At 34.7% G+C, this 14,954-nt stretch carries 18 protein-coding genes; all 18 read left to right on the top strand.

Annotated features, from left to right (window positions below):
• Window positions 1-26 precede the first annotated feature (26 nt).
• On the top strand, window positions 27-1,853 hold the full coding sequence (locus tag QMD61_06270) for a PINc/VapC family ATPase (protein ID MDI6724234.1): 1,827 nt from the start codon (window positions 27-29) through the stop codon (window positions 1,851-1,853).
• 56 nt (window positions 1,854-1,909) lie between these two features.
• Window positions 1,910-2,668 carry a sugar phosphate isomerase/epimerase gene (locus QMD61_06265; protein MDI6724233.1) on the top strand — a complete coding sequence of 253 codons (759 nt, stop codon included), beginning with the start codon at window positions 1,910-1,912 and terminating at the stop codon, window positions 2,666-2,668.
• Between the two features lie 588 nt (window positions 2,669-3,256).
• Window positions 3,257-3,928 (top strand): NADPH-dependent F420 reductase, encoded by a 672-nt coding sequence (gene npdG / locus QMD61_06260; protein ID MDI6724232.1) that lies wholly within the window; start codon window positions 3,257-3,259, stop codon window positions 3,926-3,928.
• 37 nt (window positions 3,929-3,965) lie between these two features.
• Window positions 3,966-4,553 (top strand): 6-phospho-3-hexuloisomerase, encoded by a 588-nt coding sequence (hxlB, locus tag QMD61_06255; protein ID MDI6724231.1) that lies wholly within the window; start codon window positions 3,966-3,968, stop codon window positions 4,551-4,553.
• A 28-nt stretch (window positions 4,554-4,581) separates the two neighbouring features.
• A complete protein-coding gene (gene endA / locus QMD61_06250; protein MDI6724230.1) occupies window positions 4,582-5,085 on the top strand; it encodes a tRNA-intron lyase in 504 nt (167 codons plus the stop codon).
• A 179-nt stretch (window positions 5,086-5,264) separates the two neighbouring features.
• Window positions 5,265-6,371: a tryptophan--tRNA ligase gene (locus tag QMD61_06245; GenBank protein MDI6724229.1), complete on the top strand. Its 1,107-nt coding sequence runs from the start codon at window positions 5,265-5,267 to the stop codon at window positions 6,369-6,371.
• Window positions 6,365-7,024, top strand: coding sequence for a stage II sporulation protein M (locus QMD61_06240; protein ID MDI6724228.1), 660 nt, complete (start codon window positions 6,365-6,367; stop codon window positions 7,022-7,024). The genes QMD61_06245 and QMD61_06240 overlap by 7 nt, the downstream gene beginning before the upstream one ends.
• Window positions 7,025-7,105: 81 nt before the next feature.
• Window positions 7,106-8,302, top strand: coding sequence for a threonine synthase (gene thrC / locus QMD61_06235; protein ID MDI6724227.1), 1,197 nt, complete (start codon window positions 7,106-7,108; stop codon window positions 8,300-8,302).
• Window positions 8,303-8,539: 237 nt separating this feature from the next.
• The gene (locus tag QMD61_06230) at window positions 8,540-8,743 is read left to right on the top strand and encodes a histone family protein (GenBank protein ID MDI6724226.1); all 204 of its coding nucleotides are present in this window, start codon (window positions 8,540-8,542) and stop codon (window positions 8,741-8,743) included.
• Window positions 8,744-9,362: 619 nt separating this feature from the next.
• Window positions 9,363-9,734: a 50S ribosomal protein L7Ae gene (gene rpl7ae, locus QMD61_06225; protein ID MDI6724225.1), complete on the top strand. Its 372-nt coding sequence runs from the start codon at window positions 9,363-9,365 to the stop codon at window positions 9,732-9,734.
• Between the two features lie 58 nt (window positions 9,735-9,792).
• On the top strand, window positions 9,793-9,999 hold the full coding sequence (locus QMD61_06220; GenBank protein MDI6724224.1) for a 30S ribosomal protein S28e: 207 nt from the start codon (window positions 9,793-9,795) through the stop codon (window positions 9,997-9,999).
• Between the two features lie 15 nt (window positions 10,000-10,014).
• Window positions 10,015-10,176 carry a 50S ribosomal protein L24e gene (locus tag QMD61_06215; GenBank protein MDI6724223.1) on the top strand — a complete coding sequence of 54 codons (162 nt, stop codon included), beginning with the start codon at window positions 10,015-10,017 and terminating at the stop codon, window positions 10,174-10,176.
• Window positions 10,173-10,625, top strand: a complete 453-nt coding sequence (ndk, locus tag QMD61_06210) for a nucleoside-diphosphate kinase (GenBank protein MDI6724222.1) — start codon at window positions 10,173-10,175, stop codon at window positions 10,623-10,625. The genes QMD61_06215 and ndk overlap by 4 nt, the downstream gene beginning before the upstream one ends.
• Window positions 10,626-10,902: 277 nt before the next feature.
• The gene (gene infB, locus QMD61_06205; protein MDI6724221.1) at window positions 10,903-12,681 is read left to right on the top strand and encodes a translation initiation factor IF-2; all 1,779 of its coding nucleotides are present in this window, start codon (window positions 10,903-10,905) and stop codon (window positions 12,679-12,681) included.
• A gap of 70 nt (window positions 12,682-12,751) precedes the next feature.
• Window positions 12,752-13,138, top strand: a complete 387-nt coding sequence (locus QMD61_06200) for a 30S ribosomal protein S6e (GenBank protein ID MDI6724220.1) — start codon at window positions 12,752-12,754, stop codon at window positions 13,136-13,138.
• A 23-nt stretch (window positions 13,139-13,161) separates the two neighbouring features.
• On the top strand, window positions 13,162-14,388 hold the full coding sequence (locus QMD61_06195) for a translation initiation factor IF-2 subunit gamma (GenBank protein MDI6724219.1): 1,227 nt from the start codon (window positions 13,162-13,164) through the stop codon (window positions 14,386-14,388).
• A 30-nt stretch (window positions 14,389-14,418) separates the two neighbouring features.
• Window positions 14,419-14,778 carry a twitching motility protein PilT gene (locus QMD61_06190; GenBank protein MDI6724218.1) on the top strand — a complete coding sequence of 120 codons (360 nt, stop codon included), beginning with the start codon at window positions 14,419-14,421 and terminating at the stop codon, window positions 14,776-14,778.
• Between the two features lie 55 nt (window positions 14,779-14,833).
• Window positions 14,834-14,954 (top strand): inorganic pyrophosphatase (locus QMD61_06185; protein ID MDI6724217.1); only part of this gene is annotated, 121 nt, incomplete at its 3' end.

Below are 14,954 nucleotides of genomic sequence, written 5' to 3'. Positions count from 1 at the left end.
ACTTTTTAAAATATTAGGAGAGAAATATGATGAGAATTGTTCCAGATACGAGTGTAATTGTAGATGGAAGGATAACTAAAATTGTTCAGAAAGATGAATTTAGGGGCTCAGAAGTAATAATACCAGAAGCAGTTGTATCTGAATTGGAAAATCAGGCTAACAGGGGAAGAGAAACAGGTTTTAATGGTTTAGAAGAATTAAAAAATCTTCAGCAGTTATATACAGAAGGGACCATTGTATTAAATTACATTGGAAAAAGACCAACATTAGAACAGATATCTCTGGCAAGGGGCGGAGAAATAGACGCCATGATAAGAGATACAGCACAGGATAATGATGCAACATTAATTACAAGTGATAAAGTTCAAACAGAAGTTGCAAAAGCCCAGGGACTGGATGTTATTTATTATCAGCCGGAAATGGTAGAATATAAAGATCTGGAGATTACAAAATATTTCGATGAAAATACCATGTCAGTTCATCTAAAAGAAGACGTTATTCCGATGGCAAAGAAAGGAACACCTGGAAACATTAAACTTGTTAAAGTTGGTTCTAGGCCATTACATTATGCTGAAATTGAAAGTATGGCCAGAGAAATTGTAGAAAGAGCAAAAAGTGACTTTAAAAGTTTCATCGAGATTGAAAGAGAAGGTGCAACAGTAGTTCAGTTTAGAGAGTACAGAATATCCATTGCAAGACCTCCATTTTCCGATGGATTTGAAATTACAGTTGTCAGGCCTGTTGCAAAGGTATCTCTTAGTGATTATAGGCTCCCAGAACAACTTATAGAAAGGTTAAGGGAAAGAGCTAAAGGAATATTAATATCAGGACCTCCTGGTGCCGGTAAAACAACATTTGCCCAGGCTATCGCTGAATTTTATAGTCAAAATCTGAATTCAGTGGTTAAAACCATGGAATCACCCAGAGACCTTCAGGTTGGGAATGAAATTACTCAGTATGCGCCATTAGAGCGAAGTATGGAAAAAACAGCCGATATTTTACTTTTAGTACGTCCAGATTACACAATATATGATGAATTAAGGAAAACAAGAGATTTTAAAATTTTTGCTGACATGAGACTTGCAGGTGTGGGCATGATTGGAGTTGTACATGCTACAAGACCAATAGATGCTATTCAAAGAGTGATTGGACGGGTAGAACTTGGAATAATCCCTTCAATTGTGGATACAACAATTTTCATAAACGAGGGAAATGTTGCGGCAGTTTATGATGTTGCACTTACTGTAAAAGTCCCAACAGGAATGATAGAGGCAGATCTATCAAGACCAGTTATTGAGATCAGGGATTTTGAAACTGGAGACCTTGCCCATGAAATATACACCTACGGTGAGCAGACAATTGTCATGGAAGTGGGAGCAACTTCTTATGAGAAAACTCCTGTTCAAAAGATTGCAGAGCGGGAAATAATTAAAGAAATTAAGAAAACAGTTCCTGGAGCTCATATTGAAGTTGATATGAAATCAGATAAGCGTGCAACGGTTTGGATGGATGAGGAACATATTCCAAGACTCATTGGTAAAAAAGGAAAGACAATTGACGAAGTTGAAAAGCGAATAGGCATAAGTATTGGCGTTGAACCTTTTAAAGCAATGGAAATTGAAAAAACATCTGAAGTGGATGTTGAACTTGCCGGTAATTATGTGGTTTTAAACTTTGGTAAAGAGGCTGTAGGTATTCCTTTTGATATCATAGTGGATGATGAATACTTATTTACGGCAACAGTCGGGAAAAAAGGAACTATAAAAATAAAAAAGGATATTGAACTTGCAACAATTATTTTGGATGCATTAAAACGAAATATTCCTATTCAAGCAAGAATAAGAAGTGAATGATCGGAATGAAATTTTTATTAACTTTTTTTGAATAAACAACTTAAATAAGTGATAAAATGAAAATAGGAGTATCTACATTAGCATTATTCCCAATGTCTCTTGAAGAAATATTAAATTATTTAAAAAGCATCAAAATAGAATATATTGAACTAATAAAGGAATATCCATATAATTCAATAGATTATGAAATTGTTAATTCCTATAATTTTAAAACAAGCGTACATGCACCTCTTTCGGACATCAATTTAGCTTCTTCTAACCATTCTATTAGAAAAGCTTCAGTGGAAGAAATAAAAAATTCAATGGATTTAGCAGTGAAAATTGATGCTCAAGTTGTTGTTGTCCATCCAGGTCATATGGCATTTTTAGCACGTAAATTTAAGGAACAAATTATGAATAACACTTTAAATTCGCTAAAGGAGTGTTCTGAATATGCTGAAGACATGGGAATAAAGATGTGCGTTGAAAACATGCCGGACATGGAAGGAATGATTTGCAAGGATCTAGAAGAACTTAATAATATAATAAAAGAAATCAACGCCTACATGACTCTTGATGTGGGCCACGCTCATAATATGGGCATATCTGTTGAAGATATGCTTAATTATGATAATCTGGAGCATATTCATCTGAGTGATAATGACGGTTCATTTGATAATCACGATGCAATTGGAAGTGAAAGTATTGATTTTGAATCGCTTTTTAATGGTTTAAATAAGATTAAATTTGATGGAATCTGTGTAATCGAAGTTAAAAAGCAGGATGAAATTTTAAAAAGTCTTGATTACATAAATAATTTAAAGAATTTTAAATGATGAAGCATTAAAGAAAATCCCGATTCATTTTTTCTTTCAGTTTTTTTAATTAATCTATTGTCTTTGACTTTCAATGTGTATGTGTAATTAAAAAAGGACGTGTAAATTCCTTTGATTCTTCAGGCATTTTTCATAACATGTTTTACTGGAGATTTTTAACTATATCGTGATCATCCTTCAACAAAATTATTTCTCACCCATAACCATCTCTAATACTAATTAAAGGGTTATTAAAGCTTTATCTAAATTTGATAAAGATTTGGGGATTTTATTGGAGCCGAATAGAGATCTTCGGCAATTAGATATAGCCTCAATTAATATTTATTTTATCATAAGTATGATATTATTTGATGAAATGATTGAACTTAAGGTGAAAATAATAATTAAAAATCAAAAGGAGACCATTTTAAATTGTAAAATGAGCTTCATATTTACAGATTAATCAATCAACGGAATAAATTTATATAACCAAATTTTAAAGTTAAAATATCTATTTTCGAATTATACATTGGATCATTCTTAAATATTGTTGATTAAATAATGTAAATAAGATAAAATATTAATGATATTTAAAAATGGGGATTTTTTATGAAAATTGCAATGATTGGTGGAACCGGAGATCAGGGAATAGGATTGGCAGTAAGATTTGTAAAAGCAGGCGAAACTGTAATAATCGGCTCAAGAGATATTAAAAAAGCTGAAAATACGGTTGATATGATAAAAAATATGTTAGATGGTGATGAAACCAGAAATGTTGCTGGAATGACCAATGATGAAGCAGCAGCAGAAGGTGACATTGCATTATTAACTGTGCCTCTTCAAGCTCAAATGGTAACTCTTAGAAGCGTAAAAGACCAGTTAGAAGATAAAATAATGATCGATGCAACAGTTCCTTTAGATGGCTGTATTGGAGGAAAACCAACAAGATATATTGAAGTATGGAATGGATCTGCTGCAGAACGCTCTGCTGAATTCCTAAAAGATAAAAATGTAAAAGTTATATCTGCTTTTAACAATATCAGTGCTGCAAGCCTGCTGAATATAACTGAAGATGTAGAATGTGATTGTCTAATATCTGGAGATGATGCAGAAGCTAAAAAAGAGGTTATGGCACTTGCAGAAAAGATTCCTGGCGTTAAAGCCATAGACTGCGGCCCCCTTGAAAATGCAAGAATTGTGGAAAAGATTACCCCATTGCTTATAAATCTCAATATTCGAAATAGAATAAAACTGGCCGGTATTAGAATAACCGGACTTTAAATAAATCCATTTAAATTAATTTATTACAGGGAATAAGATGAAATACGTAAAAAAAACAGCTAAAGAAATCACTAAACATGCTTTAGAAGTTATAAATAAGATAGAAGAAGAAAGCGTTTCTGAAATGATAGATACTATTGTAAATTCAGAAGGCGTTTTTATTGTGGGAACTGGAAGGTCTGAACTTGTTGGAAAAATGTTTGCAATGAGACTTATGCATCTTGGCTTTACAGTATTTGTTGTTGGAGATGTAACAACCCCTGCAATTAAAAAATCAGACTGTTTAATTGCAATATCAGGATCTGGAGAAACTAAAACCGTTACTTTAGCTGCTGAAACGGCAAAGGAAGTTAATGCAAAGGTTATAGGAATAACTGGAAATCCAGAGTCAAGACTTCGAGAAAGTTTAGATGTTGTTATTAATATTAAAAGTAAAACAAAAAGACCGTGGAAACACTATACATCAAATGTTTTAAAGGGACATTATGATGATTTAGCTCCAATGGGTACTCTTTTTGAAGATAGTACTCATTTATTCCTTGATGGGCTTATAGCTGAGTTTATGGCACGTCTTGGTAAAAAAGAAACAGATCTAAAAAGAAGGCATGCAATAATTGAGAAGTAAATTAGAATAAAATCTCAAGTGATTTACAATGAATTCAGAATTATCAGGAAATTTAGTTATAATCAAAGATAAAAAAGGAATAAAACTCCACGAAAAAAGCCATTATGGGAATATGAGTGAGGAAGGGTTGCAAATTACCCTTATTGAGGCACTTTATCTTGCTGAAAAAGGCAAATTAAAAATTTCAAAGAAAGGAAAAAACATATCAATAGATGAAATGTTTGAAATGGTTCGTGGAGAAGATCTATTCATAAAATACCTTGTTTACAGTGATCTTAGAAACAGGGGTTATATTGTTAAGACAGGATTTAAATACGGCTCTGAATTTAGGCTGTATGAAAGAGGAAAATCCCCTGGTGACGGTCATTCAGATTATCTTGTAAAGGTGGTTCCTGAAAATTGTGAGATTCCAGCAACTGATTTTTCAAGTTATGTTCGGGTAGCACATGGAGTAAATAAAAAGCTTCTTTTTGCAGTTGTTGATGAAGAAAACGACATCACATATTACAATGTAGAATGGACAAGGCCATAAAAGAACAGTATTTAAAATAAATAACTTAATACATTATATATTCTAAAATAGGCAATTAATAGTAAATTATAAAATATTGCATTGATTATTAACATCATTGTTGGAAATGACCATAAAATACAAATTATCTTGAGCAATTTGTATATGTTAAAATTTAAATCTTAATTCAGGTGAACAAAGTGATAGATCCATGGGGTTCAGCAACTTTAGATTATGAAAAACTCATAGAACAATTTGGAATTAAACCATTTGCAGATTTTGTTGAAGAAATTGAATCTCCTCATCATCTAATAACAAGGGGCATTGTTTTTGGCCAGAGAGATTACGGCAGAATAGTAAAATCAATGAGGGAAGGAAACCCATTTGCAGTTATAAGCGGCATGATGCCAAGTGGAAAAATGCATATAGGCCATAAAATGATCGTTGATCAGATCATATGGTACCAGAAGAAGGGAGCAGACATACACATACCCATAGCAGACATGGAGGCTTATTCTGCGAGAGGAGTTGATTTTGAAACTTCAAAGGAACTGGCGATATCTGAATACATTACCAATTACATTGCACTGGGCCTGGACCTTGAAAAGAAAAACATAAACACCTATCTCCAATCAGAAAATAGAGCTGTGGGAGATCTGGCATATATGCTATCAAAAAAGGTCACTTTCAATGAAATGAAAGCCATATACGGTTTTCATGGAAGTACAAACATTGCACATCTTTATGCGCCTCTAATTCAGGTTGCAGATATTCTTCACCCCCAACTGGAAGAATGTGGTGGCCCTAAACCATCTGTAGTTCCTGTAGGGCCAGATCAGGATCCGCACATACGTCTTACAAGGGACATTGCAGAACGATTTAAAAGTAAATTTAGGTTTATTCCACCTTCATCAACTTACCACAGATTTATTACAGGGCTTACTGGAGATAAAATGTCAAGCAGCAAACCCAATACTGCTATCTTTTTAAGTGACTCTCCTGAAACTGCAGAAAAGAAGGTTAGATCAGCTAAAACCGGCGGTAAAGATAGTCTTGATGAGCAGCGTAAATATGGCGGAGTTCCGGAAGTCTGCACAGTTTATGAACTGGTTCTTTACCATCTGGAACCATCAGAGAAGAAACTCACCGAGTTATATGAGTCATGCAAAAGCGGTAATATTATGTGTGGTGAGTGTAAAAAGAATGTAGCAGAGATGATGAAGGACTTCTTAAATGAATTTTCCAAGAAACGGGAAAAATCAAAGAAAATTGCTCAAAAAATTTTAGAAAGGGAACCTAAATGTTAGAAAGAGATATTGAGAGATATTCGGGTAAAGAAGACCACGAAGGCTTTTTTTCGGGCCTTTATAAACGTAATGAACACTTTTTAATACTTTCAGCAGCTTTATTTCTGTCATCCATGTTTGCAGGCTATTTCTTATCTGGCACTATTGACCAGATTATGAGAGAAGTACTTAGATCATTTAAAGAAAGCATAAACAGAGGCGAAATTAAACTTACAACCTTATCTATCTTTATTAATAATCTTAAAATTGCGTTTCTTATCTATGGTGGGGGAATTATTTTTGGATTAGGAACTGCACTTATACTGGTTTATAACGGTATTTTTATTGGATATGCAGCTTCACAATTCCCGATCGGTAATTTTATTATCTATACACTACCTCACGGGATATTCGAAATAACGGGAATTATTATTGCAGGAACTGCAGGATTCAGGCTTGCAAGCGTTATATTCAGTTTTATGCGTAATTTGACGAAAATTAAAGGATATTTGCCTTTAAAAAAGCAGTTAGAACAAATAATGTATGCAGGTTACGACGACTTAAAGGAATCCTTAGTCCTGCTTGCAATAGCAATTATTCTAATTCTCATAGGGGCATTTATTGAGGCTAATTTTACCATAGCATGGGGAAATTACGTTAGAGGCATGTTATAACTCCTGGTTTTAAATTGCCCCTTTAAACAGAATATTTATTAAAATTATTTATTATTTATCAAATTACAAAATGGTGAAATCATGATAAAATGTATTACATGCGGTGCAAAATACGATTTAAACGATATAATATATACTTGTAGTGAATGTGGTTCGATACTTGAAGTTATATGCGAACCAGAAATTTCTAAAGAGGTTTTTAATTGCAGAAAATCCACAATGTGGAAGTATAAGGAATTTATGCCTGTGGATCCTGCAAAGATTGTAAGTCTTGAAGAGGGTGGAACTCCTTTCTGCAAATGCGATAAGCTCGGTGAAAAACTTGGAGTAGACCTCTACGTTAAAGTAGAAGGCTCAAACCCAACAGGGAGCTTTAAAGACAGAGGAATGAGTGTTGGAATTACAAAAGCCATTGAATTGGGAGTAGATACTGTTGGATGTGCATCCACAGGAAATACATCAGCTTCACTTGCTGCATATGCTGCAAGAGCCGGATTACGCTGCATAGTACTTCTTCCATCTGGAAAAGTGGCTCTTGGTAAACTTGCCCAGGCAATGTTCCATGGAGCGGATGTATTATCAGTTAGGGGAAATTTTGATGAAGCTCTTGAGGCTATAACTGCCCTTGCACTTGAAGGTCAATTGTATCTACTGAATTCTGTTAATCCCTTCAGATTGGAAGGTCAAAAATCCATTGGGTTTGAAATAGTGGATGATCTTGGATGGAAATCTCCAGACAGGATTATTTTGCCTGTTGGAAATGCAGGTAACATATCTGCAATATGGAAGGGAATTAAAGAATTCTATAACGCAGGATTTATAGAAGATCTGCCTATGATGACAGGAATTCAAGCAGAAGGAGCAGCTCCGATTGTCAAAGCTATAAAAGAAAATAAAGACGATATAATTCCATTTGAAAATCCTGAAACTGTTGCCACAGCAATAAGGATAGGGGCACCAGTAAGCGCTAAAAAAGCAATTATGGCCATAAATGAATCTAATGGATTTGCAGAAACAGTATCTGACGAGGAAATTTTAAGCGCCCAGAAATTGCTGGCGAGGACTGAAGGGATTGGAGTAGAACCTGCTTCTGCAGCGTCAATTGCCGGTCTTATCAAGCTTGTAGAGAGTGGAGAAGTGGATAAAAATGAACAGATAGTATGTGTTGTTACAGGACACTTACTAAAAGATCCTAATACTGCTATTAATGCCTGTGTGGAGCCTATTGAAGTTAATGCAGATATAGAAGAGCTTTCTCGCATCATAGCTAAAGAATAAACAATTTCATTTATAATTTATTTTCTAACTGATCTAACTTTTCTACATATTCTATTTTTTTGTGCCACTCGAAATATCATATGATTTACAACATGGTGTCTGAAAATCATATGGATCGTCTTCATGTGACTAAAAATCATATAGTTTTTCAAATAATCAGTGAAAAAAACGATAAATATATATAGGAGTTTCTCAACAGAGTATAATAACAAATATACAAAAATGAGGTGATTAAATATGGAATTACCAATTGCTCCAATTGGAAGAATAATAAAAAATGCCGGTGCAGAAAGAGTAAGTGATGACGCAAGAGAAGCTTTAGCAAAAGCTCTAGAAGAACAAGGTGAAGACATAGCAGTACAGGCTGTTAAACTCGCTAAACACGCTGGAAGAAAAACCGTAAAAGCATCAGACATTGAAATGGCAGTTAAAAGGTTATAATCCTTTTTTATAAACCCACCCGAAAATCTCCGGTTTTCGGTGTTTGCAAAACAGAGTTTTGCAACCGGAAAAATAGAAAATTTTTCCATGTTGAAGGAAACTTAGTTTCCTGAACCGCAAAATCGAAGATTTTGCAGGCCACAGAAATTCTATGAATTTCTGTAGGGTTTTAATTATTTTATTTATTTTTTTTAAATTTTAGTAACGTTTTCTTAATTTAAAAGTATTTAAAGTGTTATAAATGGCTTAATGAATTAAAGCCTTAAATTTTGCACTGTTTTAGATATTGAAAGTGTTATTTCACTGAAAAATAAAATTTTTACCTATTTTCTTGTTTTAGTAGATAAAGTTTATAAGCAATGATCAATTACATATATTATACTGATTCTATATTTTATGTTTTAACTACAAACTGTTTTAGAATTGGAATTTTTGAAAATCTACAAAAATCTGGGATAGATATTTTAAATTGAACAAATTCTGGATTAAATGGTAAAGAATTAACATTTTTTATGTTTTTGAAATCCTACAGGCAACAACTTTTATATAGGCAAAAGTTGAAAGTTAAGGATATGCCGATGGATGGTATAAAAACCAGATGAAAAAGGAGGTAAATCACATGGCAAAAGCAATATATGTAAAATTTGATGTACCACAAGAAATAGCTGATAAAGCGTCTGAGGCTTTAGAAATAGCAAGAGATACAGGTAAAGTAGGAAAAGGAACAAACGAGGTAACCAAAGCCATTGAAAGAGGCGACGCGTTATTAGTACTCATAGCAGAGGATATCGATCCTCCAGAAATAGCAGCTCACTTACCTGTCTTAGCTGAAGAAAAAGACACACCTTATGTTTACATCCCAACTAAAGATGAGTTAGGTGAAGCAGCAGGTTTAAATGTTGGTACAGCATCTGCAGTCATAACTGATGCAGGTGAAGCTGAAGATTTAATCAACGAAGTAGTTGAAAAAGTCGAAGAACTCAAAAAATAATTAATTTTTTTATTGGAAGGCAACTGCCTTCCTCACTTTAATAATTCAGGGTGATTATATGGCTGAAGCAACTCCTGCTGAAGTAATTGAAGTTCTAAAAAGAACAGGAATGACCGGAGAGGTCATGCAGGTAAAATGTAGAATACTTGAAGGAAGAGATAAAGGAAGAATATTAACAAGAAACATTATGGGGCCAATAAGGGAAGGCGACATCTTAATGTTACTCGATACAATAAGAGAAGCTAAAGAGATCCGTACTCCATAATAGAAGGTGTTTAATATGAGAACATGTTCATTCTGCGGAGAAGAAATCCAGGAAGGTACTGGAAAAATGTACGTAAGAAAAGATGGAACTGTATACTTTTTCTGCAGCAGCAAATGCGAAAAGAATAGAATAAAACTGGGAAGAGTTCCAAGAAAGGTCAAGTGGGTTAAACAATGAGTGAAAGAAGTTTTGTGATGCTTAAACCTGACGCTGTACTTAGAAGGCTCATGGGAGCAGTATTAACCAGATTTGAAAAAAGAGGACTTAAAATAGTCGCTGTAAAGATGATGGAAATTTCTGAAGATCTGGCAAAAGAACACTACGGGGAACACAAAGACAAACCCTTCTTCAACGATCTCGTAAGTTATATCACATCAGCACCAGTCCTTGCAATGGTAATCGAAGGCGATGAATGTATAAGTCTTATAAGGAAGATGGTTGGGGCTACAATCCCAAAAGAAGCAGATCTTGGAACTATCAGGGGAGATTATGCACTTGAAACTGGTAGAAATATAATTCATGCTTCAGATTCTCCACAATCTGCAAAAAGAGAAATTGCATTGTTTTTTGAGGATTCTGAAATTTGTGAATATACACTACCTGACGAAAGTCTGATATATGAATAATCATTTTACTTTTTTGAGGTTGAGAAAACTTCACGTTTTCGAACCACAAAAAATTGAAAATTTTTTTGAGGTCGAAGAAAATAAGTAGTGTTTTCTGAACATTAGAAAATCTATGATTTTCTACACAAAACGGAATGTTTTGTGGCCGCGAAAATTAAAATTTTCGCACGCCCCGAAAACTTTCAAAATTCTTTGAATTTTGAATGCACAAACACTTCGTGTTTGTAAGCTTTGTTTTCGAGGGTCACAAAATTTAAAAAAGATTTGAGGTTTAAAATTGAAAATTAGATCACCAATAGTTTCTGTACTTGGACATGTGGATCACGGAAAAACCACACTCTTAGACTTTATAAGGGGTAGTATAATTGCCCAAAAAGAAGCTGGTGGAATAACTCAGCATATTGGGGCAACAGAAATCCCTATAGATGTTGTAGAAGATATTGGTGGCGAATTTCTTAAGAAATTAGGCATTAAACAAACCCTTCCAGGACTTTTCTTTATAGATACTCCCGGACACGAGGCATTCACAACCCTCCGTAAGAGAGGGGGAGCGCTTGCTGATCTGGCTATTTTAATTGTGGATATAAATGAAGGGTTCAAACCACAAACTTATGAAGCTCTAAATATTCTCAAGATGTATAAAACTCCATTTATCGTGGCAGCAAATAAAATGGATAAGATATATGGCTGGCAATCACACTCTGCATCTCCATTTTTAGAAACTTTTTCTAAGCAACCTCAAAATGTTCAGGAAAAACTGGACACAGGAGTCTATGAACTTGTGGGAATTCTGCATGAAGAAGGATTTGAATCTGAGAGATTTGATAGAATCAGCGACTTTTCAAAACAGATTAGTATAGTACCTATAAGCGCAAAAACAGGTGAAGGGGTGCCTGAACTTTTAGCAATGCTTATGGGACTTGCCCAGCAATATTTGAAGGAACAGTTGAAGATAGAAGAGGATGCTCCAGCTAAGGGAACCATTCTTGAGGTGAAAGAAGAGGTTGGGCTTGGAGTAACAATTGATGCCGTGATTTATGACGGTATAATCAAAAAAGATGATACCATTGCCATCATGACACTGGATGATGTTATAAATACAGGTATAAGATCCCTTCTAAAACCAAGACCTCTTGAGGAGATAAGAGAATCTAAAAAGAGGTTCCAGAAGGTTGATGAAGTTGTTGCAGCAGCAGGTATTAAAATTGTAGCCCCCAACATTGAAAATGCAGTTGCAGGATCACCTCTTAGAGTTACAAGAAACAATTTTGAAAATGTCAAAGACGAAATTTTAAGAGAAATTGAAGACATAAAAATAGATACTGATGAACTTGGAATTATCGTAAAGGCAGACACCCTTGGTTCTCTTGAAGCACTGGTTAATCTGCTCAGAGACATGGAAGTTCCAATAAGAGCCGCAAATATAGGCGATGTCTCAAGAAGAGACGTTGTGGATGCGGTAATTGTTAAAAAAGAAAATCCTCTCTATGGTGTAATTGTGGCTTTCAATGTTAAAATACTTCCCTCTGCCGCTCAAGAAATTAAGGCATCAGATATTAAGCTTTTCTCTGCCAATGTCATATATAAATTGACAGAAGATTACCAGGAATGGATAGAAGCTGCAGAGGAAAAAAAGAAAAAGGCATATCTTGATGCTATAATAAAGCCTGCTAAAATAAGAATAATACCCAAACTAATCTTCAGAAATAGTAAACCAGCTATTGCAGGTATTGAAGTCTTATCTGGAACTATTAAACAGGATTACGGTTTAATTAGGGGAGATGGGTCAAAAGTTGGTAAAGTTGAAGGAATGCAAGATAAGGGTGAAAATCTAAAATTAGCCTCAAGAGGCAAGAAGGTTGCCATGAGCATAAAAGATGGTATTTTCGGCAAGAATTTTGATGAAGGAGATGTTCTCTACGTTGATATACCTGAAAATCATTATAAAATCCTTGAATCAGAGCTTAAAAATAAGCTTACTGAGGATGAATATGAAACACTTAATGAAATAGTGGATATAAAGAGGAAGGAAAACCCTACGTGGGGAATTCATTAAATACTATAAAATAAATAAAATTCATATTAAACTAAAAACTCGGATACTATTGTAAGATGGAGGAGATAGATTGGCATTTAAATTAGTTATTTCAGAAGGAGAAAAGAGTCATCAGGTAGAAGTTGACACAGCACAAACAAGAAATTTGATTGGTTTAAAAATTGGAGACGAGATTGAAGCTTCCATAGTAGGTTTAAATGGATATAAACTTAAAATAACAGGTGGGAGTGATAAAAACGGTTTCCCAATGAAAAGAGATGTTGAAGGGCCAAGAAGAATAAGAAGTCTTCTTTCAGGCGGTATTGGTTTCAAACCTAAAATGGACGGACAGAGAAGAAGAAAAACAGTTCGTGGAAACACAATATCTGATGATATAGTTCAAATTAATACAATTGTTACAGAAAAAGGCGATAAAAGTATAGAAGAACTTTTAGGAGCCGAAGAAGCTCAAGAATAATTGTCTAGGATTTAGGTGTAATTGTGAAAGTACAATCTGAAATAAATATAGGGCTTGTAGGTCATGTTGATCATGGTAAAACTACATTAACAAAGGCCCTATCTGGCATATGGACAGATACTCATAGTGAAGAGACAAAGAGGGGAATTTCAATAAGGTTAGGTTATGCAGATATAACTTTCAGACAGTGCACTGAATGTCCTGCCCCTCAATGTTATACCACCGCACTTGTATGTGAACACTGCGGTAAGGAAACAGAAACTTTAAGAAAAGTTTCCTTTGTGGATTCTCCTGGACACGAAACACTTATGGCCACAATGTTATCTGGTGCTGCAATAATGGACGGCGCTGTACTGGTAATAGCGGCCAATGAGCCATGTCCACAGCCCCAAACTAAGGAACATCTTATGGCTCTTGATGTTATCGGGGTCAAGGAAGTTATTGTGGTTCAAAATAAAATTGACATAGTATCAAAAGAAAGAGCTATAGAAAGTTACAACGAGATTAAAGAGTTTGTAAGGGGTACATGTGCAGAAGACGCACCCATAATACCGATATCAGCTCAGCAAGGTGCAAATGTGGATATTTTGATTGAAATGATTCAGGAAAGAATTAAAACTCCTGAAAGGTTGCTTGACAAACCCGCAAGGATGTACGTTGCAAGATCATTTGATATAAATAAACCGGGATGCTCTCCAGCAAATATCTCTGGAGGAGTAATAGGTGGTTCTCTTGTTCAGGGAAAACTTAAAATCGGTGATGAAATCGAGATAATGCCCGGAATTCAAATTAAAAAGAGGGGTAAAGCCTCATGGATTAGTTTGAAATCGGAAATCGTTGGTTTAATTGCAGCAGGAGAGTCTGTTGATGAAGTAGGGCCTGGAGGACTTATTGGTGTGGGTACAAAACTTGATCCTGCATTAACTAAAGCAGATTCATTATCAGGATCTGTTGCTGGAGAGCCAGATACGCTACCTCCAATGTTGCTTGATTTCACAATGAATACACATCTCCTTGAAAGAGTTGTTGGAACAAAAGAAGAAAGAGAAGTTGAACCAATAAAATCATCAGAACCTCTAATGATTAACATAGGAACTGCCACGACTATAGGCGTTGTAACAAGTGCCAGAGGAAATAATGTGGATGTAAAGCTCAAATTACCTGTTTGCGCTGAAGAAGGCCAGAGAGTAGCCTTAAGTAGACGAGTAGGTGCAAGATGGAGGTTAATTGGATATGGTATCATTGAATAAAAAAGAAGCGGTCCTTGATGCAAATTTTTTATGATACCTGCTCAATTTCATGTTGATATACTGGATGAACTTGGGCATATTATACCAAATTACAAACTTCTAGTTCCATCATTTGTTATTGATGAACTTGAAGAGATAAAAAAAAGATCAAAGGGCAAAGCAAGAACTGAAGCATCAATTGCCCTGAAAATAGTTGAATCTCCCGAAATTAACATAATAAATGTTGATTTAAAAAAAAGGGAAAGAGTAGACGATGCTTTACTTCGGATTTCCAATGTCCTATGTACAAATGACATAGGACTTAAAAAAAGAGCAAGAGAAAAAGGAATTACAGTTATATATTTGCGCCAGAAAAGTTATCTGGCCGTTGATGGATATTTAGGATTATAAATTTAAAATTAATACTCATTTAATAAATAATTTGGAAAACTTGGAGTGATTGTACATGAATCTTTGGAAGGATTTATCACCAGGACCATCGGTTCCTGAAGTTGTATATGCAGTTATTGAGATACCTAAGGGATCAAGAAATAAATATGAATATGATAAGGATATGGAAGCATTTG

Origin of the sequence: Methanobacterium sp. (assembly GCA_030017655.1) — an archaeon.
Lineage (GTDB): Archaea > Methanobacteriota > Methanobacteria > Methanobacteriales > Methanobacteriaceae > Methanobacterium_D.
Note: the sequence above shows the minus strand (reverse complement) of the source record. Positions and strands in the feature narration are given on the sequence as shown.

Coding starts and splice junctions, on each gene's coding strand:
- QMD61_06270 (MDI6724234.1), top strand. CDS start 27: ATGATGAGAATTGTTCCAGATACGAGTGTAATTGTAGATGGAAGGATA.
- QMD61_06265 (MDI6724233.1), top strand. CDS start 1,910: ATGAAAATAGGAGTATCTACATTAGCATTATTCCCAATGTCTCTTGAA.
- npdG (MDI6724232.1), top strand. CDS start 3,257: ATGAAAATTGCAATGATTGGTGGAACCGGAGATCAGGGAATAGGATTG.
- hxlB (MDI6724231.1), top strand. CDS start 3,966: ATGAAATACGTAAAAAAAACAGCTAAAGAAATCACTAAACATGCTTTA.
- endA (MDI6724230.1), top strand. CDS start 4,582: ATGAATTCAGAATTATCAGGAAATTTAGTTATAATCAAAGATAAAAAA.
- QMD61_06240 (MDI6724228.1), top strand. CDS start 6,365: ATGTTAGAAAGAGATATTGAGAGATATTCGGGTAAAGAAGACCACGAA.
- thrC (MDI6724227.1), top strand. CDS start 7,106: ATGATAAAATGTATTACATGCGGTGCAAAATACGATTTAAACGATATA.
- QMD61_06230 (MDI6724226.1), top strand. CDS start 8,540: ATGGAATTACCAATTGCTCCAATTGGAAGAATAATAAAAAATGCCGGT.
- rpl7ae (MDI6724225.1), top strand. CDS start 9,363: ATGGCAAAAGCAATATATGTAAAATTTGATGTACCACAAGAAATAGCT.
- QMD61_06220 (MDI6724224.1), top strand. CDS start 9,793: ATGGCTGAAGCAACTCCTGCTGAAGTAATTGAAGTTCTAAAAAGAACA.
- QMD61_06215 (MDI6724223.1), top strand. CDS start 10,015: ATGAGAACATGTTCATTCTGCGGAGAAGAAATCCAGGAAGGTACTGGA.
- ndk (MDI6724222.1), top strand. CDS start 10,173: ATGAGTGAAAGAAGTTTTGTGATGCTTAAACCTGACGCTGTACTTAGA.
- QMD61_06190 (MDI6724218.1), top strand. CDS start 14,419: ATGATACCTGCTCAATTTCATGTTGATATACTGGATGAACTTGGGCAT.